Below are 21672 nucleotides of genomic sequence, written 5' to 3' on the forward strand. Positions count from 1 at the left end.
GCCTAGTGCGCCAGGGTTTCCAGGGCTTCTTCCGGGGCCTGCACGGCGATCAGTTCCGGTGGCAGCGGCTCGGTGACCACGCTGAAGTCGCTGATGCGGATGGCGCCGCGGCCTTCGCCGAGCAGGTGGAAGGAGAACGCCTTGCGCGTCTTGGGGTTGTCGAAGTCGAAGCTCAGCGTCACCGTCTTGCCGCGCTGCAGGGCCGGCAGCTCGGGAATGCTCAGTTGCACGTCGCGGTCGAATTCCTTGGTCTTCAGGCGCAGGCTGGCGCCGTGGCGATCCAGGCGCACGGCCTCGATCTTCAGGGTCACGCGGGTGCGCGTGCCTTCGGGCATTTCCAGGTATTGCGCGCCGATCAGGTTGTCCGCCCAGTCATCGCGCGCTTCGCTTTTCAGGTCGATGCGCTCGCGGTTGGCGAACTGGTAGCGCTGGCCGACCTGCCCGCCGCTGATCGACTGGTCGAGCAGGGCGGCGCGCTGGCTGACCAGGCGTGCCTGCTTGCCGCTGATGCGCCCGAGGTACTCGGCCTGGTCGGCAATGAAACCCTTGCTGGCATAGCGCCGGCAGACCTGCTGGAAGTTGCACTCGGTGAACACGGCGCCGTCGTGCTGGCGCAGCATGCCGTTGGTGTAGGACATGATCTCGCGGCTGCTGCTGTAGTCGCGGAACAGCGAGCGCCCGGCGATGTTGTCCGGCACCGGCAAGGCGAAGTAGTCGAGTACCGAGGCGGTCAGGTCGACGTGGCCATAGACGCCGGGCTTGACCTTGGGCAGGGCGGCCTGGTCGGGCGCCAGCACCAGGTTGAAGCCCCAGGCCGAAGCCAGGCGCACGTTTTCCAGGCCGTGGGACTCGTCGGAGGTGACGATCACCAGGGTGTCCTTGAGCACGCCCTGTTTTTCCAGGCCTTCGAGGAAGTCGGCCACCGCGTCGTCCAGGTAGCCTATGGCGGCCTGCTTGGCGGTGGGGTAGCGCTCCAGGTACTGCTTGGGCGCGGAGTAGGGCTGGTGGGTGCCGACGGTGAGCAGGGTGAGCATCCACGGCTGCTTGTGCTTGCGCAGCTGCTTGACGTAGCCGAGGGCGCCTTCGAAGTAGGCCTTGTCGTCCATGCCCCAGGGGAATTCCAGGTAGGGCTTGTTGCGGAACCACTCGCGGCCGTGGGTCTGCTGGAAGCCCATCTGCGGCATGATCTGGTCCTTGGCCATGAAACGCAGCCCTGCGCCCTGCAGGAAGTGGGTGCTGAAGCCCTGGGAGCGCATCTGCGCCGGCAGGCATTGCTCGCTGCGCGCCTGGTTGTTGAGCAGTTCGACGCCCTTGGGCGTGCCCGAGTCGAGCTTGCTGTAGTCGCCGCAGAGCATGGCGTACAGGCCGCGGATGGTCTGGTGGCTGTGCAGCACGTAGTCGGGGGTGGTCATGCTGCGCTCGGCCCACTGGCTCAGGCGCGGCATCAGCTCTTCGCTGTAGCTGCTGTCGATCGCCGCGCGGTTGGCGGCGATATAGGCCCCGGGAATGCCTTCCAGGGTGACGATCAGCACGTTGCGCGCCTTGCCGGCGCCGGCCAGCAGCGGCGTCCCGGCGAGGTCCAGTTTGCTCAGGCCGGCGATATCCGGCGGGCTGCTGGCGTCGTCGCCGTCGAGCCAGTCCTCGACGCCGAGCTGGGCGCGGTTGAGGCTTTCCGCCAGGAGCTTGTGCGGCAGGTTGAACTGCTGCCATTGGTCGGCTTCGCTGGGGTTGAAGCGCTGGTCGGCGGCGTGGCCCAGGAGCAGGGCCAGCGGCACGGTCAGGCTGTAGCGCGGCAGTGCCGGCCAGCGCCTGCGCCCGCTGAGCAGGCAGGCCAGGGCGATGCCGATCAGGGCGATGGCCAGCGCGGGATAAGTGATCCCGGCGCCCTGGGTGGAGCGGCCGACGAACTGCGGGTCACTCAGGTATTTCAGGTCGCCCGGTTCGGGCATGCGGCCCACGGCCGCGACCAGTTCGGCATTGCCCAGCAGCATCAGACCCCAGGCCAGTATCAGCGGCACCGCGAGCAGCGGGCGGCGGTAGCTGAGCAGCAGCAGCAGGCTGCCGATGCCGAGGTCGGACAGGTAGCCGGCCAGGCTCGACCAGCCCAGCCAATAGCGACTGGCAATCGGCAGGATGATGAACAGCAGGCCGAGGGCGCAGAGCGACACGGCAGGGTATGGCAGCCAGCGGCTGAAGGGACGCACAGGAGCTCCTGAAATCGGACAGCGAGAATCCGTGTAGCTAGGACCAGTTCGGCGAGCCGAAGTTGCTGCCTGCCATGATTCTGAAACATGACCGTGCTACGCGCCAGTGCCGAATGTGCGGCAAACCGGCCGCAGGCGAGGAGCGGGCGTACCGGGCGACGAAGGGGCGCCGGCCATTCGCCCGCCGGGGCAGCGCGCGGCAGTGGCAACGGGTAGAATGCCGGCCTTGCAGACAAGGTGGTGAACATGGCTCTGATCGGGCGCTACAACTCATTGCAGGTGGTCAAGCAGGCCGACTTCGGCCTCTATCTCGACGGCGGCGCCGACGGTGAAATCCTCCTGCCCAACCGCTACGTGCCCAAGGGCGAACCGAGCGAAGTCGGCGACTGGCTCAACGTGTTCGTCTACCTGGACAGCGAAGACCGCATCATCGCCACCACCGAACGGCCCAAGGTCCAGGTGGGCGGCTTCGCCAGCCTCAAGGTGGTCGAGATCAACCGGGTCGGCCTGTTCCTCGACTGGGGCCTGCCCAAGGACCTGCTCCTGCCGCATTCGGAAGAGAAGCGTCCGCTGCAGGTCGGCGACTACTGCGTGGTGCATGTCTACCTGGACAAGCGCACCAAGCGCATCACCGCCACCGCGCGCCTGGACCGCTACCTGGACAACACGCCGCCGCGCTACAAGGTCGGCGAGGCCGTGGATCTGCTGGTGGTGGAGCAGACCGACATGGGCTTCAAGGCCATCATCAACAACCAGCACTGGGGCCTGATCCACAAGAACGAGGCGTTCAAGTTCCTCCGTAGCGGCATGCAGGAGAAGGGCTTCATCAAGGAGCTGCGTGCCGACGGCAAGATCAGCCTGAGCCTGCAGCCGGTCGGCCAGGCCGCGGCCAGCAGCCTCAGCGAGCAGATCCTGGCCCGCCTGCGCGAGCAGGGCGGCAGCCTGGCGCTGAGTGACAAGAGCGAGCCTGCAGCCATCACCCAGGCGTTCGGAGTGAGCAAGGGCAACTTCAAGAAGGCCATCGGCGGCCTGTTCAAGCAGGGGCTGATCGTCATTCACGACGATCGCATCGAGCTGGTCTAGGGTTCCAGCTCGCCTGGCAGCCAGCGCTGGTAGATACGGCTGAAGCTGCCGTCGGCCTTCATCTGCTCGAGCGTTGTCTGCCAGCGGCGGATGATCGCGTCATCGGTTCCGGGCCAGAAGGTGATGTAGCCGAGCGAGGTGCGGTAGGGGAAGGCCACCTCGACTTCGGCCGGGGTCAGGTAGTCGACCTGGCTGGCCGCCTCGCCCTGGCTGTAGAAGCTCAGGTTGTCGGCCACGATCAGCTTGACCCGGCCACGGCGCAGCATCTTGAACATCTGCTGCGGTTCGGTGACGCCCTGCAGGTTGCGCATGCCCTTGGCGCTCAATTCCTGGTAGGTGAACCAGTCGCGGGGTATGGCGATGGCCTCGACCCGCTGCAGGTCGGCAGCGTTGCGGATCTGCACGCCGGAGCCCTTGAGGGTGTAGAAGGCGTCGCGGGCCAGCAGGATCGGGCCCACCCACTTGAAGTGCGGTTCCCGTTCCTGGGTGCGAATGGTCGCGAACAGCGCCGTGTTCGGCGTTTTCTGGACGGTCTGATAACCGCGGGCCCAGGGCACGACCTGAATGCTCGCCGGTTCGCCGAGGCGCCGGAGAATCTCGCGTACCACCTCGCTGGCCATGCCTTCGGCCCGCCCGTCGCGACTGAAGCTCACCGGCGGATATTCCTCGGTGTAGAGCTGCAGCATGGGCGCCTCTGCGGCTCGCAGTGACGCGCTGCAAACCAGTGCGAGCAACAGCAGCGCCAGGCTGCGCATAGGCGAATGTCCCAATCAGGAAGCGCTTTCGGTAGCGCGAGTTTGCACCGATCCGGCGGTGCTGCAATCAGACCTTCTGCTGAGTCAGGGCTTGCGTGCTACCAGCACGGCGCGGGTCGGAGCCGGCAGGCCTTCGACGGTGCGGCCGTGGTCGGCCGGGTCGAGGAAATCCGGCAGCGACTGGAAGCGCATCCAGTCGGTGGCGCGCTGCTCCTCGACGCTGGTCACCGAGACGTCCACGCACTGCACGTCGACGAAGCCGGCGCGCCGCAGCCACAGCTCCAGGGCCGGCACCGAGGGCAGGAACCAGACGTTGCGCATCATCGCGTAGCGATCTTCCGGCACCAGCACCTGCTGGGCATCGCCTTCCACCACCAGGGTTTCCAGCACCAGTTCGCCACCCTTGCGCAGGCAGTCCTTCAATTCCAGCAGATGGTCGATGGGCGAGCGGCGGTGGTACAGCACGCCCATGGAGAACACCGTGTCGAAGCCTTCGAGTTTGCCCGGCAGTTCTTCCAGGGCCAGCGGCAGGTGCCAGGCCGGCAGGTCCGGCAGGTAGCGTTTGACCGCGAGGAACTGGTTGAGGAACAGCCAGTTGGGGTCGACGCCGACCACGCTGCCAGCGCCGGCGCCGAGCATGCGCCACAGGTAGTAACCGTTGCCGCAGCCGACATCGAGGATACGCTTGTTGCGCAGGTCCAGGTGCGGGGCGACTCGCGCCCATTTCCAGTCCGAACGCCATTCGGTGTCGATGTGCACGCCGAACAGGTCGAACGGCCCCTTGCGCCAGGGGATCAGGCCCTGCAGGGCGCCCAGCAGCTGGGCGCGGCTGGCCTCATCGCAGGGGCCGTCGAGCCGCAGCTGCTCGCGCAGTTCCCGGCGTTCGGCCTGCAGTGCCGGCAGGCTCTGCACGGCGGCGTACCAGCGCTGCAGGTCGCCGTGGCCGACCGCCAGCTTGGCGTCGATCTGTGCCGGCAGGTCGGCCGCCCAGTCCTGCAGCGGGCTGCCGGCCAGGGTCTGTTGCAGGGCGTCGAGGTCGAGGGCGGCGATCATGGCAGGGCCACCAGCGAGGCGAAGTTGAGGCACTGGAACCACGGCACCACCTGGCTGAAGCCGGCGGCGAGCAGGCGTTCGCGGTGCTGTTCCAGGCTGTCCGGCTTCATCACATTTTCCAGGGCGCTGCGCTTCTGGGCGATTTCCAGCTCGCTGTAGCCGTTGGCGCGCTTGAAGGCGATGTGCAGGTCGGTGAGCAGGGCGTTCTGCTGCTCGTCCTCGAAGCGCAGCTTCTCCGAGAGGATCAGTGCGCCGCCGGGCAGCAGGGCCTGGCGGATGCGCGTGAGCAGCGCCAGGCGCTGCTCGGGGGCGATGAACTGCAGGGTGAAGTTGAGCGCCACCAGGGAGGTCGGGGCGAACTCCAGGGCGAGGATGTCGCCTTCCTGCACCTCCACCGGCAGCAGCTCCTGGAACATCGAGTCCTGGGCGTGCAGGTACTCGCGGCAGCGCTCGACCATGGCGTGCGAGTTGTCCACCGCGATCACCCGGCAGCCTTCCGTGCGTACATGCCGGCGCAGGGCCTGGGTCACCGCGCCGAGGGAGCTGCCCAGGTCGTACAGCGCCGAGTTGGGTTGGGCGAACTGCGCGGCCAGCACGCCGATGTTCTCGACAATGGTCGGGTAGCCGGGCACCGAGCGCTTGATCATGTCCGGGAACACCCGCACCACGTCCTCGTTGAAGGTGAAATCCTGCAACTCGGCATGGGGCTGGGCGAAGAGGCGGTCGGGCTGGGTGGTCACGGCGATTCCGGCGGTTCTGGCGAAAAGGCCGGCATTTTAGCCAAGAGCCGGCCCCGGCCCAACCACCATCACTTCAACTGGTCGGAAAAGAATTCGCCCGCGCCCTGCAGCGGGCCCAGCGGGTTGCGCTTGACCTCGTAGCGGCGGATGTTCGGCTCGCCGTTGCTGACCTTGTGCACCAGCACGTCGTCGACCAGCACGAACACTGCGCGGAAGGTCCAGCCCTGCAGCTCGCGCTGCTTGCGGAAGTTGAGCACGTCGGCCCAGAAGCTGCCGACCCGCTGGGTGTCGGTCTTGTTGAATTCGAAGGCGTAGCCGATGCAGCGGTCCTTGGCCTCCAGGCACTGGATCAGGCTGGCCGGCAGGTAGTCGATGGGTACGTTGGGCTGCACGAACATCAGGCGCAGGTCGATGAACGAGAGCATCTTGCCGTTGCCCTGGGCCAGCGGGTCGAAGCCCAGGGAGAACAGCTCCGTGCGCGTGGTCTTGCCGGGCACGGCCTGGGCGTAGCGGACTTCCGCATCGAGATAGTCGCTGAATGGCGAAATCGCCTCGGCGCGCTCGCTGGGCAGCAAGCTGCTGCAGCCCGCCACGCACAGCAATGGGAACAGCATGATGACCCATGTGTGGCCGCGCATCATCCTCTCCTGATTAGCCCCTATCTCTCTCTATAGACGATTTGGCGGAGGCCTGCCGTCTCAAAATTTGCACACAAGGTAAAGGCTTGTTACACCCGTGCCGTGCCGAGGATGGCGAGGGTTGAGGGGCTGGCGCTGCGGGCGGCGGGGGATGGCCTCAAGGGCATGGGCCGGCCAGCGGATGCTTGTCCCAGAGCGCTGGCGGGCGGCTGGAGCGGCTTGCTCGGCAGGGCCGTCGCGGGTTTCCCCATCGCCTTTGTCGGGGAGGCTTTCCCGACGAACGGAACCACGGGAGCGCCCTTGGCCGCGGGCTGTCGAGCAATCGCTGCCCCTGCGGATTGTCCGTCCCGCTAGGGTCGCGGGCTGGCCGGCAGCACCGTGGCGGCGGCCGGGCGAGGCCGGCTCGGCTGCAGGGCCAGCACCGAGGCGGCGATGCCCCACTGGCCCAGCCAGTAGCTGAGGATGATGGCGTAGCGGGCACCCTCGAAGGGGGCGACGAAGCGGTTGAGGCCGATCAGGCTGTCCGACAGCACGAACAGCAGCGCGCCGCCTGCGGCCAGCCAGTTCGAGCGGGCGCTGCCGGCCGTGCCCAGGCGGGCCAGGGCACGCCAGAGCATGCAGCCGATGGCCAGGCTGTAGACGGCGACCGGCAGCAGCAGTGCGCCCAGGCCGGCGCTGGCCAGCAGGGCGAACATGCCGCCGGCGACCAGGCCGGCCAGCAGCAGGGCGAAGGGCGCCGGGCGCCGACACGCGCCGAGGTAGGCGACCAGATAGGCCAGGTGGGCGAGCAGGAACGCGCCGAGGCCGAAGACGAACAGATCGGCCGGCCATTCCAGCAGCAGGTCGCCGACCAGGGACAGCAACAGGCCACTGCCGATCCAGCGCCGGTAGGCACTGGGTGGCGCGCTGCGCAGCCACAACAGCAGGGCGATCATCGGCAGGGGTTTGCTCAGCAGGCACAGGCTCTTGAGTTCGAGTTGCAGGCCGAGCAGGAACAGGGCAACGCCGCCGAGGGCGAGCAGGCAGACAAACAGGCGCATGGGGTGGGCTCTCGTTTTTGCCCATTATTGCCGCCGCGCGCCGCGCGGGGCGGGCCCTGCACGCCAGGGCGAGCGGCCAATGGCGTCAGCGCGCTGCCGGCGCGGCCAGCCGGCTCAGCGCACCTCGATCCGGCAGTCGAGGGTCTTGGCCGGCGCCACCCCGGTTTCCCAGGGCCGCTGGTAGTGCATCAGCAGGCGCCCGCTGCCGTTGTGCTGCGCCAGGTAGCGCCAGGTCGACTGCCCGGCGCTGCCGACCAGGCCGGCGTCTTCCGGGGTGGTGTAGACCTCCGGGCCGAGGCTGCGCAGCACGCCCGGCGCGGCATCGGCCACCACCCAGCGAAAACCGGTGGTCGGGTTGCTGGGCAGGCGGATGGTCAGGGTCTGGCCGTTGCGCAGCTGCATCGGGCACTGGCCCAGCTGTTTTTCCTCCAGGCTGACGCTACTGGGTTGCTGCTGGGCGCAGGCGGCCAGGAGGATGAGGGCGGCGGGCAGCAGCAGGCGCTGGGGGCGGTTCATGGCGGGACTCCGGTGGCAACGAAAACCCGCACAGCATAGCGGTAATGGACCGGCGCTGGCATGGCCCCGCTGCGCGGGGCGGCATGCCGTGCCGGGCCCGGCGGTCAATCGAAGAGCAGCTTGGCCACGTCGGCGAAGCGCTTGGCGAAGTGCACGCTGAGCCCTTCCTTGAGGTAGTCCGGCAGCTCGGCGAAGTCGCCGCGGTTGGCTTCCGGCAGGATCAGCTCATTGATCTTCTGCCGCCGCGCGGCGATGACCTTCTCCCGTACCCCGCCGATCGGCAGCACCTGGCCGGTGAGGGTCAGCTCGCCGGTCATCGCCACGCCTTTCTTCGGCGCCTGGTTGCGCGCCAGGGAGAGCAGGGCGCTGGCCATGGTGATGCCGGCGCTGGGGCCGTCCTTGGGCGTGGCGCCTTCCGGCACGTGCAGGTGGACGAAGGCCTGGTCGAAGAAGCCGGGGTCGCCGCCGAAGGGCTTGAGGTGGGAGCTGATATAGCTGTAGGCGATCTCCGCCGACTCCTTCATCACCTCACCCAGCTGGCCGGTAAGCTTGAAGCCGCGATTGAGGGTGTGGATGCGCGTGGCCTCGATCGGCAGGGTGGCGCCGCCCAGGCTGGTCCAGGCCAGGCCGGTGATCACCCCGACCCCGGACAGCAGCAGCTCGCTGCGAAACAGCGGCATGCCCAGGTAGCTTTCCAGGTCCCTGGGGCCGATCTTCACCTTGCGCTCCGGCTGCTCCAGCAGCTGGACCACCGCCTTGCGCACCAGCTTGCCGAGCTGCTTCTCCAGCTGGCGCACCCCGGCCTCACGGGCGTAGCCGTCGATCACCGCCTTCAGCGCCGCATCGCTGATGCTCAGCTGCGCCTTGCGCACCCCGGCCTTTTCCAGCTGCTTGGGCCACAGGTGGCGCTTGGCGATGGCCAGTTTTTCCTCGGCGATATAGCCGGACAGGCGGATCACTTCCATGCGGTCGAGCAGCGGCCCGGGGATCGAGTCCAGGGTGTTGGCGGTGCAGACGAACAGCACCTTGGACAGGTCCAGGCGCAGGTCCAGGTAGTGGTCGAGGAATTCGACGTTCTGTTCCGGGTCGAGGGTTTCCAGCAGCGCCGAGGCCGGGTCGCCCTGGAAGCTGGTGCCCATCTTGTCGATCTCGTCGAGCATGATCACCGGGTTCATCACCTCGACGTCCTTCAGTGCCTGCACCAGCTTGCCGGGCAGGGCGCCGATGTAGGTGCGGCGGTGGCCCTTGATTTCCGCCTCGTCGCGCATGCCGCCCACGCTGAAGCGGTAGAACGGCCGGCCCAGGCTCTCGGCGATGGACTTGCCGATGCTGGTCTTGCCCACCCCCGGCGGGCCCACCAGCAGCACGATGCTGCCGGCGATCTCGCCCTTGAAGGCGCCGACGGCGAGGAATTCGAGGATGCGCTCCTTCACGTCATCCAGGCCGGCATGCTGGGCATCCAGCACCCGGCGTGCGCGCTTGAGATCGAGCTTGTCCTCGCCGAGCACGCCCCAGGGCACGCTGGTCGCCCAGTCCAGGTAGTTGCGCGTCACCGCGTACTCCGGCGAGCCGGTCTCGAGGATGGCCAGCTTGTTGAGTTCCTCGTCGATGCGTTTCTGCGCCTGGGGCGGCAGGCTCTTGCCGGTTAGGCGGGCGCGGAACTCGTCGACGTCGGCGCTCCTGTCGTCCTTGGTGATGCCCAGCTCCTGCTGGATGATCTTCAGCTGTTCCTTGAGGAAGAACTCGCGCTGGCGCTCGCCGATCTGGCGATTGACCTCGGCCGACAGCTCGTTCTGCAGGCGCGCCACTTCCACTTCCTTGCGCAGCAGCGGCAGCACCTTCTCCATGCGCTTGAGGATCGGCACGCAGTCCAGCACCTCCTGCAGCACCGCGGCCGGGGCGGTGGTCAGGGTGGCGGCGAAGTCGGTCAGCGGCGAGGGCTGGTTGGGGCTGAAGCGGTTCAGGTAGTTCTTCAGCTCCTCGCTGTACAGCGGGTTGAGCGGCAGCAGTTCCTTGATCGCGTTGATCAGCGCCATGCCATAGGCCTTGACCTCGTCGCGCGGGTCGTCGGCGCTCAGCGGGTATTCCACCTCGGCCAGGTAGGGCGGGCGATGGCGCTTGAGCCAGCCGCGGATGCGCACCCGCGACAGGCCCTGGGCGACGAACTGCAGCTTGCCGTCGACGCGGCTGGCGTGGTGGATGCGTACCAGGGTGCCGTGCTCGGGCAGGCTGGCGGTATCGAAGTGGCGCGGGTCATCCAGCGGCTGGTCGACGTAGAACAGCGCCAGGCATTTGTGCTCGGTGTTGGCCACCAGGTCGAGGGTTTCGGCCCACTGCTCTTCGCTGACGATGACCGGCAGCACCTGCGCCGGGAAGAACGGGCGGTTGTGGATCGGGATGACGTACAGCTTGTCCGGCAGGTTCTGCCCCGGCAGGGCCAGGCGGGTGCCCGGGGCCGTGATGAATTCCGCGTGGTTGTCTTGCTCGCTCATGGGACCCTTCCAGATCGATCGCTCTGCAAGGATAGATGGGGCGAGCCGGCCGGCTTTTCAATCCGCCATTCAGTTCAGGCGCTGGCGCAGCTGGCCGAGCTGCTCGTCGATCAGCGGAGTGAGCAGGCCGAAGCACTCGGCCGGGGCGATCAGCACCCGCGGCGGGTCGATCAGCTGCCGCTGCAGGCTGTCCAGGGCCCGCGCCAGGCCGCTCTGGCGTGCCGCGCGCGGTTGCAGGCGCTGGCTCAGGTAGCGCAGCTGCACCTGCAAGGGCAGCGGGCAGCGCGGCGCCCCGGCGCCGCGCACGGCCAGGCCGCGCAGGCGGGCCAGCTCCTCCAGCTCGCGGCAGTCGCGGGCGATGCCGGCGGGCTCGGCGTGCAGGCCGACCAGCCGCAGCTCGAGCAGCTGGGTGTGTTCCAGCAGCAGCTCGATCAACTGGCAGTGGCCGTCGAAATCGCCGGCCTGCTGGCGCAGCGGCAACCAGCGCCGGCGCAGCCGGTCCAGGGCCGGATCGGCCGGGGCGCCGCGCCAGAGCGCGTCGATCTCCGCGGCCAGGGCCTGGCATTGCTGGCGCGCCGATGCACCGCCCTGGCCGCCGAGGCCGCGGTGCTTCTGGATGCGTTGGAGCAGCTCCAGGCACAGCAGCAGGCCTTGCTGCAGGGCCTGGCGGCGCTGCTGCGCGCGGTCGCGCTTGCGCCAGCGGAACAGCCCGGCGCCGAGCAGCAGGGCGGCACTGGCGGCGCCGGCGAGCAAGAGAGTGGGGCTCATGGCGCGGTGCCTCCGGTCAGACGGGTGAGGTACAGGGTGAGGTCGTGCAGCTCATGATTCTCTGCGCTCTGCTGCTGCAGGGCGGCGCCGATCTGGTGCAGCTGCTGGTTGAGCGACTGGTTGGCCTGGGTGTGCTCGGCCAGGGCCTGGCGCATGGCGCCGAAGCGCTGCAGGGTGTCCTGGCTGAAGTCGGCCTGGCTCCGCAACTGCTCCGCCAGCTGGCTGCTCTGCCGGCCGCTGGCGTCCAGCAGCTCGCGGTGCTCGCCGACTTCGCCGTGCACCTGGCCGACGGCCTGGGCGATCGCGCCGACCACGGCGGTGATCTCGCTGGCCGCGCTGTCGGTGGATTGCGCCAGGTTGCGCACCTCCGCGGCGACCACGGCGAAGCCGCGGCCATGCTCGCCGGCGCGGGCCGCCTCGATCGAGGCATTCAGGGCCAGCAACTGGGTCTGCTTGGCCAGCGCCTGGATCAGTTGCACGGCGCGCTCCACCGCGCCGGTGTGCTGCAGCAGCTGGCCCACCGCTTCGGCGGTGCGGCCCAGGCTGAGCTGGATGCCGTGCATGGTGGCGCCCACCTGTTGGGCATCCTGGCGGCCGTCCTCACTCATTTGGTGCATCCGGGCGAAGGCCTGCAGCGCCTGTTCGGCCAGACCTTCGATGTGCAGCAGGGTCTGGCTGATTTCCTCGCTGGCGGCGGCGATCATGTCGACCCGCTGGCTCTGCTGTTCGCCCTGCTGCTCGGTCTGCCTGGCCATGTGTTCCAGCGCGGCGCTGGCGAACTGCACCTCGCTGCGCAGGCGCTCGGCACTGCGTTGCTCGCCGCTGCAGCTGACCAGCAGCTGCGCCACTTCGGCCTGGCCACCGAACAGGCTGGCGAGCTGCTGCAGGAGGCGCTGCTGGTCGCGCTGCAGGCGCCGCCAGAGCAGGTGCTGGGCGCCGCCGAGATAGAGCAGCAGGAGCAGCAGCGCGGCGGCCGGGTAGGGCTGGCCGAGCAGGGCCAGCAGGGTGGTGGCGAGGGCGAGCAGGGCGAGCAGCCAGGCGCGCGCAGAGCCGCAGCGTTCCAGGCAGTAAACGCCGAGTTCCAGCATAGGGGCATCCAACTTCAGACAGGGCAGTAATGCGAGGGCGTAGCAAGATGCTGGCCAGCCGGGCAGATTTGCCTGCCGCCTGTCGGTAGCCCTGTCGTCGGGCGGCCCGACTGGGTAAAGTGCAAGATTACCCCCGACCTGCACCCGCACATGCTCAAAGCCCGCCTGCTGCGCCTGGATGACCAGGCCCACGAACATGCCCACGACTATCACCAGCTGGTGATGTCGCTGTCCGGGCGCGCGGAATTCGAGGTCAATGGCCGCGGCGGCGAGGTCTGCCGCATGCGTGCCTGCCTGGTGCCGGGCGATGCCGACCACCAGTTCGCCGGCATGGGCGACAACCGCATGCTGATTCTCGACCTGGACGAGCAGGGCACGTCTTCGGAAGACCTCAGCCTGCTCGCCGAGCTGTTCGAGAGCCCGCGCTACCCGGCGCTGGATGCCGACTTCCAGAACCTGCTGAGCTACGCCGGGGCCGAGCTGGCGCGCTATGGCAGCGACCCGCACCTGGCCCGCGCCCTCGGCGGCGTGCTGCTGCGCGCCCTGCACCTGCGCCTGTTCGGCGAGCAGACCGCGCCGGGAGGCGGCGCGCTGGATGTCGAGCGGCTCGACCGCTACATCGCCGAGCACCTGGCGCGGCGCATCACGGTGATCGAGCTGGCCCAGGTCGCCTGCCTGAGCCCGAGCCACTTCCACGCCCAGTTCAAGGACAGCCTCGGCCTCACTCCGCACCAGTACCTGCTCAAGACCCGCCTCGACCGCGCCGCGCGCCTGCTGCGCGAGAGCCCGCTGCCGCTGGTGCGGATCGCCGAGGAGTGCGGCTTTTCCAGCCAGAGCGCGCTGACCACGGCGATGCGCCGCTACCTCGGCCTCACCCCCAAGCGCCTGCGCAACCAGTAAGCGCCAGGCCAGCGGCTCCACCCACCGTTAGCGCAGCACTCAGTCGCCGGTCGCCACCGGGCGGGCCGGGTCGGTCACCCATTCGCTCCACGAACCGGCATACAGCTGCGCCAGCGGGTAGCCGGCCAGGCACAGGGCGAACAGGTTGTGGCAGGCGGTGACGCCCGAGCCGCAGTAGGCCACCAGTTCCTGCACCGGGCGCTCGCCAAGCAGGGCGGCGAAGCGCTGACGCAGCTCGGCGGCGGGCAGGAAGCGCCCGTCGCTGTCCAGGTTGTCGGTGAACAGCGCACAGCGGGCGCCGGGGATATGCCCGGCGACCGGGTCCAGCGGTTCCACCTCGCCGCGAAAGCGCGGCAGGGCACGGGCGTCGAGCAGGGTCAGGGCCGGGCTGTGCAGGTCCTGCTGCAGCTGCGCGGCATCGCGCAGCAGGCTGGGGTCGGCCTGGCCGCTGAAACTGCCGGGGCTGACTGCCGGGATGGCGGCGTCCAGCGCCAGGCCGGCGGCCTTCCAGGCCTTGAGCCCGCCATCGAGCAGGTACACGCCTTCGCGCTTGCCCAGCCAGGCCAGCAACCACCAGGCGCGCGCGGCGAAGGCGCCGGGGCCGTCGTCGTACAGCAGCACCTCGCTGTCCTGGCTGATGCCCCAGGCGCGCAGGCGCGCGAGCAGCTGGGCCGCCTCCGGCAGCGGGTGGCGTCCGGTCCGGCCCTTGTGCACCGGGCCGGACAGGTCACGTTCCAGGTCGGCGAACTGCGCGCCGGGAATATGCCCCTCGGCGTAGCTGCGCGCGCCATAGCCCGGGTCGTCGAGGGCGAAGCGGCAGTCGAGGATCACCAGGTTCGGCTGGTGCAGGCGGGTCTGTAGTTGAGCGGGGTTGAGCAGTTGCGCGAGCGGCATGGGAACTCCGTTGGCGGATGCGGGACGGTAATCAGCATAGGAACAGGGCGCGGCGTTGTCGCCCTGTTGCGGGTCGGGCTCAGCGGTACTGCAGCTTGCCGATGCGGTCGTTGTTCAGGCTGCCGAAGTAGAGGTAATTGCCCACCGGCTTGACCGAGGTGACCATGCGCAGGTGGGTGCCGCTGGTGTCGTGCAGGCTCTGCACGATCTGCCCCTGCTCGTTGAGCGCGATGACCAGGCCGTAGTCCTGCGGCTTGGGCCACATGGAGCGCGGCAGCTTGGCCAGCTGGGCCTTGAGCCAGGGCTGGTTCTGCAGGAAGTCGGCGTCGGCCTTGCGCGGGGTCGGCAGGGCCACCCAGAAGGTGCCGGCGCGGTCGCCCTGCAGGTTGTCCGGCATGCCCGGCAGGTTGTCGATGAACACGTCGTGGCTGCCGGCCTTGTCGCCTTTCAGCCAGTAGCGGGTGATGCGGTAGCGGTAGGTCTCGTTGACCAGCACGAAGTCCTCGTTCTGCGACAGCGTCACGCCGTTGGCGAAGTAAAGGTCCTTGAGCAGGGTCTCGGTCTTGCCGGTGGCCGGGTCGTAGCGCAGCAGGCGGCCGTAGGGGCGGCCTTCGAGCAGGTCGAGCAGGTAGTCCGGCTGCTGGAACTTGCTGGAAGCATCGCTGAAGTAGATGCGCCCGTCGCTGGCGATGTCGAGGTCGTCGGTGAAGGTAAACGGCACGCCGTCGGCTTCGGTTGCGAGCACTTCGGTCTGCCCGGTGGGGCTGATGCGCAGCAGGCCCTTGTAGGCGTCGGCGACGATCAGGTTGCCCTGGGCGTCGAAGTCCATGCCCAGCGGGCGGCCGCCGGTGGCGGTGAGCACATCGAGCTTGCCGTCCGCGGCGATGCGCACGATGCGCCCGTCATGCAGGCCGGCATGGACGCGGCCCTGGGCGTCCACGGCGGTGTCTTCCGGGCCGTGGATCTGGCCCTGGGCCAGCAGCTCGGCCTTCATCAGGCTGTCGTTGGGCTCCAGTGCACCGGTCATCAGCGGCGCCAGCGGCGGTTGCCAGGCCAGCGGGTCGATCGGGCTGGGGGTGAGGGCCAGGTAGCCGGCCGCGCCAGCGATCGCTAGGGCCAGCAGGCTTAGGAGTTTCTTCATCTTGTTCTTCCCTGTGGTGAGGTGGCGGCAGTGTAACGTTTCACTGCGCCGATAGGGCCGCGCCGAGGTGCTGGAATATCGGGATATAAGCCAGGCGTTCGGTGCTGGCAAATGCCCGGCCCGCGTGCCGGGCATATATACTGCGCGACATTGCCCAAGGAGTGCCGCGTGGCTATCGATATTCAGTGGATCCTCGACGACGCCAGCCTGGCCCGTCACTGCGCCGACTGGCGGCGTCTGCCGTTCGTTGCCCTCGACACCGAGTTCATGCGGGTCGACACCTTCTACCCGATCGCCGGCCTGCTGCAGGTGGGCGATGGCGAGCGCGCCTTCCTCATCGACCCGCTGAGCATCGGCGACTGGTCGCCCTTCGCCGCCTTGCTCGAAGACCCAGCCCTGGTCAAGGTGCTGCACGCCTGCAGCGAAGATCTGGAGGTGTTCCTGCGCCTGACCGGCAGCCTGCCCAGCCCGCTGTTCGATACCCAGCTGGCCGCCGGCTACCTCAACCTGGGCTTCTCCATGGGCTATTCGCGCCTGGTGCAGGAGGTGCTCGGCATCGAACTGCCCAAGGGCGAGACCCGCTCCGACTGGCTGCAGCGCCCGCTGTCGCCGACCCAGATCAGCTACGCCGCCGAGGATGCCCAGCACCTGGCCGAGGTCTACCGCGTGCTGCAGCCCAGGCTGAGCGCCGACAAGCTGGCCTGGGTGCTGGAAGACGGCGCCGAGCTGATCGCCAACCTGCGCCGCGAAACCGACCCGGAGCAGCTGTACCGCGAGGCCAAGCTGGCCTGGAAACTGTCGCCCCAGCAACTGGCGGTGATGCGCGCCCTGTGTGCCTGGCGTGAGCGCCAGGCACGGGCGCGCAACCAGCCGCGCAACCGCATCATCCGCGAGCATTCGCTGTGGCCGCTGGCCAAGACCCAGCCGGACAACCTGGTGGCCCTGGCGCGCATCGAAGACATGCACCCCAAGACCGTACGCCAGGATGGCGAAACCCTGCTCGCCCTGATCAAGCAGGCCGGCAGCCTGGCGCCGGCCGAATGGCCCGAGGCGCTGCCGGCGCCGCTGCCGCTGGAGTCCACCGCGCTGCTGAAGAAGCTGCGCGCGGTCGGCCAGCGCGAGGCCGAGCGCCTGCAGATTGCCCCGGAACTGATGTTGCGCAAGAAATCCCTCGAAGCCTTGCTGAAAAGCGGTTACCCGGACGGCCCCTACCAGCTGCCGGACAACCTCAAGGGCTGGCGCCGTGAACTGATGGGCGAGGCCCTGCTGGCCGCCCTGGAAGCCTGATATGAAGAAAATCTGTTCGATCTACCGCAGTCCGCGCAAGAATGAGATGTACCTCTACGTGCTCAAGGCCGATGAGCTCAAGCGCGTGCCGGAAGGCCTGCTGGCCGCCTTCGGCCCGCCGCAGCTGGCGTTCAGTCTGGTGCTGTCGCCGGACAAGCCGCTGGCCCGCGAGGACATCCACAAGGTTCTGGAAAACCTCGAGACCCAGGGCTACCACCTGCAGATGCCGCCGCCGGAAGAGGACTACATCCAGCACCTGCCGGAAGAGCTGCTGCGCCGCAACGACCCGGTCTGATGCGGATACTCCTCGCCGAACAGGGCGCCGCGCGCTACGCCGAGCTGCTGCACGCCGCCGCACCGCAGCTGCTGCTGGTGTGTGGCGATGAGCAGGAGCTGGCGCGCCAGGCCGCCAGCTGCCCGGTCTGGCTGGGCCAGCCGGACCAGCTGGCGCCCCTGCTGCGTCAGGGCCACCGGCCGCAGTGGCTGCAGTCGACCTGGGCCGGCATCACGCCGCTGCTGGCGGCCGGGCTGCCGCGCGACTATGCGCTGACCCGCGCGGTCGGCATCTTCGGCCAGGTCATGGCCGAGTACGTGCTGACCTACCTGCTGGCCCATCGCCGGCGCCTGCTGGCGCGCCTGGTCAGCCAGGTGGAGCAGCGCTGGGATGCCTTGCCGCCGGCGAGCCTGCGCGGGATGAAGGTGCTGATCGTCGGCGCCGGCGATATCGGTTGTGCGGTGGCGCGTTTCCTCGAACCGTTCGGCGTCGAGCTGCACGGCATCGCCCATGCGCCGCGGGCCATCGCGCCGTTCGCCGAGGTGCACGGCCTGGCCGCGCTGGGCGAGCAGGTGGCCTGGGCCGAGGTGCTGATCAACCTGCTGCCGGACACCCCGGCGACCCGCGATATCTACGATGCCGCGCTGTTTGCGCGGATGCCGGCGCAGGCCTTGTTCATCAATGCCGGGCGCGGCGTGGCAGTGGTCGACGCCGACCTGCTGGCGGCCCTGCACGGCGGCCTGCTCGGCGGCGTGGTGCTCGATGTGTGCCGCCAGGAGCCGCTGCCGCCGGGCCATCCGTTCTGGGAGGCGCCGCGTCTGCTGCTCACCGGGCACAGTTCGGCACCGACCGAGCCGGCGGCCATGGTCGAGCTGTTCCTCGACAACCTGCGCCGCTGGCAGGCCGGGCAGGAGCTGCGCGGCCGGGTGGATTTCGCCCGCGGCTACTGACCGTCAGCAGCAGATCCCGGCTCTGCCGTGCGCCGTGCACAGCGGGGCCGGTGTGTGTGCTGCTGCCTAGAGCCTGTGTATAGGCGGGTTCTTAGAAACTGAAACGCTGCAGCATTCCCTGCAGGCGCCCGGACATGGCTTGCAGGCCCTGGATGGCCTGGACTATGCCGCCCTGGGCCGCCGAGTTCTCCTCGACTATCTGCGCCACCCGCTCCACGTTCATCGCCACCTGCTCGCTGGCGGCGCGCTGCTCCTGCAGGGACAGGGAGATCACATTGACCGCCTGCAGCGACTCGCCCAACGCCGTGCGGATGTCCTGCATCGCCGTGCCAGCCTGTTCCACCAGCTGCGTGCCGCTGCTGAGCCGCTCGCGCCCGGCGCTCATGCTGCTCTTGGCCTTGTGCATGCCGCTCTGGATTGAGTCGACCAGGCCGACGATCTCGGTGGTCGACTGCGCCGTGCGGCTGGCCAGGCCGCGCACTTCGTCGGCCACCACGGCGAAGCCGCGGCCCTGCTCGCCGGCCCGTGCCGCCTCGATGGCGGCATTCAGGGCGAGCAGGTTGGTCTGCTCGGCGATGCCCTTGATCACGTCGACTATGGCGCTGATGTTGGCCGACTGATCGGCCAGGTGTTCGATATCCGCCGCGCTCTGCGTCACCAGTTCGGCGATGCCACGCATTTCCGCGATGGCCGCGGCGGTCACCAGCAGGCCGTCGTCACTCAGGCTGCCGGCCTTCTGCGCCATGTCGCGGGTCTGCTGGGCATTCTCGGCGATCTGGCTGATGCTCACCGCCATTTCTTCCATGGTGGCGGCGATGGCCGAGGCGGTATCGCTCTGGATATTGGCGCTGTTGAGCACCTGCTCGGAGGAGGTGGCCAGTTGCAGGGAGGCGCATTCGATCTGCTCGGAAGCCTCGCCGATATTGCCGATCATGTCGCGCAGGCCATGGTGCATGCTCTGTACCGACTTCATCACCCCGGTGCTGGCCTGTTCCAGGTTGGTTTGCGTGGCCAGCTGGCCCTGGGCGATGCGTGCGCTGATGGCTTCCAGCTCGCCCGGTTCGGCACCCAGCTGGCGTTTGAGCAGGCGGGCGAAGTACAGGGCCTGGGCCGCACCGAAGAGCAGGGCGAGCAGCAGCACCGCCACGCTCAGCTGCAGATTGCTGGCATAGGCGCCCTGGCCCTGCTCGAACTGGCGCCTGGCTTCGAGCAGTTGCACCTCGATCAGCTCGGAGAACCTGGCCGAGAGGGGATCGATCAGTGGGTAGAGGCGGTTGTCGGCGAATTGTCCGACCGCGTTCAGGTCGTTCTGCCGCAGCATGTGCTGCAGCTCGCCGAGCGGTTGGTTGGCGGCGGCCATCAGTGGCTTGATCGCTTCGATCAGGCGGCTTTCCTCGGCGATCAGCTGGGTCGCCAGGTAGGCCTGCCAGGTGTCCTCGATGCGCTGCTCGGCCTGTTCGATCAGTTGCTGCGCCGCCGCTGGCGTGAGGGCTCCGCTGCGCGCCTTGTGGGTGGCGTCGACGATGTTCACCGCATACAGGTCGGCGATCAGCTTGAGATCGCGCAGCGGTACCACGCGGTCGAGGTAGACGGTTTCCAGGCCGCGCACGGTAGTCTTGAGGCCATGCACGCCGAGCAGGCCGACCAGCAGCAGGCCGGATAACAGGACGACAACCAGCAGCAGTAGATGGGTTCTGATCTTCCAGCTTTTCATTATTATCTTCCTTGACGAAAGGCGGCTTCCGTTGCGCCGTGGCAATAGGCCAGCGTTGTATCCAGCCTAGACCAGATCTGCCCGATTTCAGTAAAAAACTGCATGCTTGGTCAGCAAAGTCACGGGCGGATAAGCGCGGGCTATCATCGCCCGCGCGATCCGCTAACCACCAGTCGCCGGCGCTTGGCCCGCCCTCGCACAAGGGCTAGACTGCCGGCCTTTTCCGCCCAGCAGTCCGAGTCATGGCCGCCAAAGTCGAACCCTTCTGGAAACGCAAGACCCTCGCCCAGCTCGACCAGGACGAGTGGGAGTCGCTGTGCGACGGCTGCGGCCTGTGCTGCCTGCAGAAACTCGAGGACGAGGACGACGGCAGCGTCTACTACACGCGCATCGCCTGCAAGCTGCTGGACCTGAAGACCTGCCGCTGCACCGACTACGCCAAGCGCCGCGCCCAGGTGCCGGACTGCATCCAGCTCACCCCGGCGCAGGCCGACCAGTTCCAGTGGCTGCCGCCGACCTGCGCCTACCGCCTGGTCAGCGAGGGCAAGGACCTGCCACTCTGGCACCATCTGGTCTGTGGCGACCCCGACGCGGTGCACCACGAACGCATTTCCCAGTCCGGCCGCATGCTCAGCGAGAACAGCGTGGCCGAGGACGACTGGGAGGACCATCTGATTTTCCGCGCCGGTTGAGCGATTCGCGCCAAGGCTGGTCCTAGGTCTACACCTATTCACGCATGGAGCCTGCACAATGCCCGCCCGTCTCAAACTGCTGTCCGCCGCCCTCCTGCTGAGCCTGAGTGCACCGCTCTGGGCGGCGAAGAAAGTCGACCTGGACTACCAGGTGCGCTTCCTGCCCGAGAGCGACCAGGCCGAGGTCAGCCTGATCCTGGAAGACAGCGACCTGGTGCGCAGCCTGACTTTTGATCTGGGCGACAAGGGCTACTACAGCGACTTCCAGGCCGATGGCAGCTGGCAGCTGGACGGCGCCGAGAAAGGTGTCTGGCAGCCGGGCAAGGGCCAGAGCAAACTCAGCTACAAGGTGCGCATCAGCCACCCGCGCCAGTCCGGTAGTTTCGATGCGCGGATGACGCCGGACTGGGCCCTGCTGCGTGGCGATGATCTGGTGCCCAGCGCGCACCTGATCAAGGATGACTCGATCGAGCTGGTCTCGCGCCTGCAGTTCGAGCTGCCCAACGGCTGGAAGGGCGTGGAGACCGGCTGGCCGCGCATCGGCGAGAACCGCTTTCGCATCAATAACCCGACGCGCAAGCTGGACCGTCCCACCGGCTGGATTCTCGCCGGCAAGATCGGCAGCCGTCGTGCCCGGCTCGGCGACACCGAGGTGACCGTGGCCGCGCCAGTGGGCGAGGGCATGCGGCGGATGGATATCCTCACCCTGCTGACCTTCGTCTGGCCGGAAGCCCAAGCGGTGTTCCCGCGCGACCCGGCCAAGCTGCTGATCGTCGGCGCCGGCGACCCGATGTGGCGCGGCGGCCTGTCGGCGCCCAACTCGCTGTTCATGCACAGCGACCGCCCGCTGATCAGCGAAAACGGCACCAGCTCCCTGGTGCACGAGCTGGTCCACGTGTTCAGCCGCATCCGCGACACCGACCGGAGCGACTGGATCAGCGAAGGCCTGGCCGAGTACTACGCCATCGAACTGATGCGCCGCGCCGGCGGCATGAGCGAGGACCGCTACCAGGCGATCCGCAAGAAGCTGATCGGCTGGAGCAAGCCGGTCGAGAGCCTGCGCACCGAGGAGTCCAACGGGGCGGTTACCGCCCGTGCGGTGCTGCTGCTGCAGGAGCTGGACCGGGAAATCCGCAAGCACACCAACAACCAGCGCTCGCTGGACGATGTCACCCGTGGCCTGATGCGCCTGGACAAGGCCAGCACCAAGGGCCTGATCGAGATCAGCGAGAACGTCATGGGCCGCGCGTCGGATGTGCTGGACAGCCCGTTGCTGCGCTGAGCCCTACCGCGTGTGCCGTAGGAGCGGCTTCAGCCGCGAACGCAGGCAACTCGGTGCCGGGCCTGTTCGCGGCTGAAGCCGCTCCTACGGAAGGCCCTGCGTGCCTGGGCCCATGGCTGGAAAAGCCTGCGCAGGCTTCCCTGCCGCTGGATAACGCTTTG

At 68.2% G+C, this 21672-nt stretch carries 19 protein-coding genes and 2 pseudogenes; 7 read left to right on the forward strand and 14 right to left on the reverse strand.

All coding sequences use genetic code 11. The annotated features are described in order from the left end of the window. Window positions 1-2 precede the first annotated feature (2 nt). A complete protein-coding gene (locus F3I16_RS06965) occupies window positions 3-2204 on the reverse strand; it encodes an LTA synthase family protein (protein WP_160493003.1) in 2202 nt (733 codons plus the stop codon). 246 nt (window positions 2205-2450) lie between these two features. Here F3I16_RS06965 and F3I16_RS06970 point away from each other — a divergent pair, with 246 nt between their 5' ends. Continuing rightward, window positions 2451-3287 carry a S1 RNA-binding domain-containing protein gene (locus F3I16_RS06970; RefSeq protein WP_160493004.1) on the forward strand — a complete coding sequence of 279 codons (837 nt, stop codon included), beginning with the start codon at window positions 2451-2453 and terminating at the stop codon, window positions 3285-3287. Here the strand turns inward: F3I16_RS06970 and F3I16_RS06975 are convergent. The 9 genes from F3I16_RS06975 to F3I16_RS07015 form a co-directional block, all read right to left on the reverse strand. Beyond that, window positions 3284-3973: an ABC transporter substrate-binding protein gene (locus F3I16_RS06975; protein ID WP_160493005.1), complete on the reverse strand. Its 690-nt coding sequence runs from the start codon at window positions 3971-3973 to the stop codon at window positions 3284-3286. The two genes, F3I16_RS06970 and F3I16_RS06975, sit on opposite strands and share 4 nt — an antisense overlap. A gap of 153 nt (window positions 3974-4126) precedes the next feature. Continuing rightward, on the reverse strand, window positions 4127-5095 hold the full coding sequence (cmoB, locus tag F3I16_RS06980; protein ID WP_160493006.1) for a tRNA 5-methoxyuridine(34)/uridine 5-oxyacetic acid(34) synthase CmoB: 969 nt from the start codon (window positions 5093-5095) through the stop codon (window positions 4127-4129). Beyond that, the gene (cmoA, locus tag F3I16_RS06985; protein ID WP_160493007.1) at window positions 5092-5835 is read right to left on the reverse strand and encodes a carboxy-S-adenosyl-L-methionine synthase CmoA; all 744 of its coding nucleotides are present in this window, start codon (window positions 5833-5835) and stop codon (window positions 5092-5094) included. Before cmoA ends, cmoB begins: the two co-directional genes overlap by 4 nt. A 68-nt stretch (window positions 5836-5903) precedes the next feature. Beyond that, window positions 5904-6473, reverse strand: coding sequence for a hypothetical protein (locus F3I16_RS06990; protein ID WP_256670111.1), 570 nt, complete (start codon window positions 6471-6473; stop codon window positions 5904-5906). Window positions 6474-6823: 350 nt separating this feature from the next. Beyond that, window positions 6824-7513, reverse strand: a complete 690-nt coding sequence (locus F3I16_RS06995; protein ID WP_160493009.1) for a lysoplasmalogenase — start codon at window positions 7511-7513, stop codon at window positions 6824-6826. A 114-nt stretch (window positions 7514-7627) separates the two neighbouring features. Further along, the gene (locus F3I16_RS07000; RefSeq protein ID WP_160493010.1) at window positions 7628-8029 is read right to left on the reverse strand and encodes a protease inhibitor I42 family protein; all 402 of its coding nucleotides are present in this window, start codon (window positions 8027-8029) and stop codon (window positions 7628-7630) included. Between the two features lie 104 nt (window positions 8030-8133). Beyond that, window positions 8134-10521 (reverse strand): endopeptidase La, encoded by a 2388-nt coding sequence (gene lon, locus F3I16_RS07005; RefSeq protein ID WP_160493011.1) that lies wholly within the window; start codon window positions 10519-10521, stop codon window positions 8134-8136. A 69-nt stretch (window positions 10522-10590) separates the two neighbouring features. Beyond that, window positions 10591-11289 (reverse strand): hypothetical protein, encoded by a 699-nt coding sequence (locus F3I16_RS07010; RefSeq protein WP_160493012.1) that lies wholly within the window; start codon window positions 11287-11289, stop codon window positions 10591-10593. Then, window positions 11286-12575 carry a methyl-accepting chemotaxis protein gene (locus F3I16_RS07015; RefSeq protein WP_372239606.1) on the reverse strand — a complete coding sequence of 430 codons (1290 nt, stop codon included), beginning with the start codon at window positions 12573-12575 and terminating at the stop codon, window positions 11286-11288. The genes F3I16_RS07010 and F3I16_RS07015 overlap by 4 nt, the downstream gene beginning before the upstream one ends. On the opposite strand from F3I16_RS07015, the gene F3I16_RS07020 reads away from it, so the two are divergent. Continuing rightward, window positions 12528-13277, forward strand: a complete 750-nt coding sequence (locus F3I16_RS07020; RefSeq protein WP_160078838.1) for an AraC family transcriptional regulator — start codon at window positions 12528-12530, stop codon at window positions 13275-13277. The two genes, F3I16_RS07015 and F3I16_RS07020, sit on opposite strands and share 48 nt — an antisense overlap. 39 nt (window positions 13278-13316) lie before the next feature. Here F3I16_RS07020 and F3I16_RS07025 read toward each other — a convergent pair whose 3' ends face one another. Together F3I16_RS07025 and F3I16_RS07030 are read right to left on the reverse strand one after the other, a co-directional pair. Further along, window positions 13317-14171, reverse strand: coding sequence for a sulfurtransferase (locus F3I16_RS07025; protein ID WP_160493013.1), 855 nt, complete (start codon window positions 14169-14171; stop codon window positions 13317-13319). A gap of 79 nt (window positions 14172-14250) precedes the next feature. Next, window positions 14251-15312, reverse strand: coding sequence for an SMP-30/gluconolactonase/LRE family protein (locus F3I16_RS07030; protein ID WP_160493014.1), 1062 nt, complete (start codon window positions 15310-15312; stop codon window positions 14251-14253). Between the two features lie 168 nt (window positions 15313-15480). On the opposite strand from F3I16_RS07030, the gene rnd reads away from it, so the two are divergent. Genes rnd through F3I16_RS07045 form a run of 3 tightly spaced genes read left to right on the forward strand, consistent with a single transcriptional unit; the run spans window position 15481 to window position 17823 of the window. Next, a complete protein-coding gene (gene rnd, locus F3I16_RS07035) occupies window positions 15481-16599 on the forward strand; it encodes a ribonuclease D (protein WP_160493015.1) in 1119 nt (372 codons plus the stop codon). Between the two features lies 1 nt (window position 16600). Continuing rightward, window positions 16601-16894 carry a YcgL domain-containing protein gene (locus F3I16_RS07040; RefSeq protein WP_160490063.1) on the forward strand — a complete coding sequence of 98 codons (294 nt, stop codon included), beginning with the start codon at window positions 16601-16603 and terminating at the stop codon, window positions 16892-16894. Next, window positions 16894-17823, forward strand: coding sequence for a D-2-hydroxyacid dehydrogenase (locus F3I16_RS07045; RefSeq protein ID WP_160493016.1), 930 nt, complete (start codon window positions 16894-16896; stop codon window positions 17821-17823). The genes F3I16_RS07040 and F3I16_RS07045 overlap by 1 nt, the downstream gene beginning before the upstream one ends. A gap of 91 nt (window positions 17824-17914) precedes the next feature. Here the strand turns inward: F3I16_RS07045 and F3I16_RS21335 are convergent. Together F3I16_RS21335 and F3I16_RS21340 are read right to left on the reverse strand one after the other, a co-directional pair. Further along, a pseudogene (locus F3I16_RS21335) lies at window positions 17915-18451 on the reverse strand (methyl-accepting chemotaxis protein); the annotation flags it as partial. Window positions 18452-19030: 579 nt separating this feature from the next. Next, window positions 19031-19537, reverse strand: a pseudogene (locus tag F3I16_RS21340) (Tar ligand binding domain-containing protein); the annotation flags it as partial. A 242-nt stretch (window positions 19538-19779) separates the two neighbouring features. On the opposite strand from F3I16_RS21340, the gene F3I16_RS07055 reads away from it, so the two are divergent. Both F3I16_RS07055 and F3I16_RS07060 read left to right on the forward strand, forming a co-directional pair. Next, entirely contained in the window at window positions 19780-20229 is a 450-nt protein-coding gene (locus F3I16_RS07055; RefSeq protein ID WP_160493018.1) for a YcgN family cysteine cluster protein, read from the forward strand. Window positions 20230-20287: 58 nt separating this feature from the next. Continuing rightward, a complete protein-coding gene (locus tag F3I16_RS07060; RefSeq protein ID WP_160493019.1) occupies window positions 20288-21511 on the forward strand; it encodes a hypothetical protein in 1224 nt (407 codons plus the stop codon). Window positions 21512-21672: the final 161 nt, after the last annotated feature.

It is taken from the genome of Pseudomonas sp. L-22-4S-12, assembly GCF_009799935.1.
Taxonomy (GTDB): domain Bacteria; phylum Pseudomonadota; class Gammaproteobacteria; order Pseudomonadales; family Pseudomonadaceae; genus Aquipseudomonas.

Bases quoted from the DNA above. Each gene is read 5' to 3' on its own strand.
- F3I16_RS07030 (WP_160493014.1), bottom strand. From the start codon at position 15,312: ATGAAGAAACTCCTAAGCCTGCTGGCCCTAGCGATCGCTGGCGCGGCC.
- F3I16_RS07055 (WP_160493018.1), top strand. From the start codon at position 19,780: ATGGCCGCCAAAGTCGAACCCTTCTGGAAACGCAAGACCCTCGCCCAG.
- lon (WP_160493011.1), bottom strand. From the start codon at position 10,521: ATGAGCGAGCAAGACAACCACGCGGAATTCATCACGGCCCCGGGCACC.
- cmoB (WP_160493006.1), bottom strand. From the start codon at position 5,095: ATGATCGCCGCCCTCGACCTCGACGCCCTGCAACAGACCCTGGCCGGC.
- F3I16_RS07045 (WP_160493016.1), top strand. From the start codon at position 16,894: ATGCGGATACTCCTCGCCGAACAGGGCGCCGCGCGCTACGCCGAGCTG.
- F3I16_RS06970 (WP_160493004.1), top strand. From the start codon at position 2,451: ATGGCTCTGATCGGGCGCTACAACTCATTGCAGGTGGTCAAGCAGGCC.
- F3I16_RS07040 (WP_160490063.1), top strand. From the start codon at position 16,601: ATGAAGAAAATCTGTTCGATCTACCGCAGTCCGCGCAAGAATGAGATG.
- F3I16_RS06990 (WP_256670111.1), bottom strand. From the start codon at position 6,473: ATGCGCGGCCACACATGGGTCATCATGCTGTTCCCATTGCTGTGCGTG.
- F3I16_RS07000 (WP_160493010.1), bottom strand. From the start codon at position 8,029: ATGAACCGCCCCCAGCGCCTGCTGCTGCCCGCCGCCCTCATCCTCCTG.
- F3I16_RS07025 (WP_160493013.1), bottom strand. From the start codon at position 14,171: ATGCCGCTCGCGCAACTGCTCAACCCCGCTCAACTACAGACCCGCCTG.
- F3I16_RS07060 (WP_160493019.1), top strand. From the start codon at position 20,288: ATGCCCGCCCGTCTCAAACTGCTGTCCGCCGCCCTCCTGCTGAGCCTG.
- F3I16_RS07010 (WP_160493012.1), bottom strand. From the start codon at position 11,289: ATGAGCCCCACTCTCTTGCTCGCCGGCGCCGCCAGTGCCGCCCTGCTG.
- F3I16_RS07015 (WP_372239606.1), bottom strand. From the start codon at position 12,575: ATGTTCGTGGGCCTGGTCATCCAGGCGCAGCAGGCGGGCTTTGAGCAT.
- F3I16_RS06995 (WP_160493009.1), bottom strand. From the start codon at position 7,513: ATGCGCCTGTTTGTCTGCCTGCTCGCCCTCGGCGGCGTTGCCCTGTTC.
- F3I16_RS07020 (WP_160078838.1), top strand. From the start codon at position 12,528: ATGCTCAAAGCCCGCCTGCTGCGCCTGGATGACCAGGCCCACGAACAT.
- F3I16_RS06975 (WP_160493005.1), bottom strand. From the start codon at position 3,973: ATGCTGCAGCTCTACACCGAGGAATATCCGCCGGTGAGCTTCAGTCGC.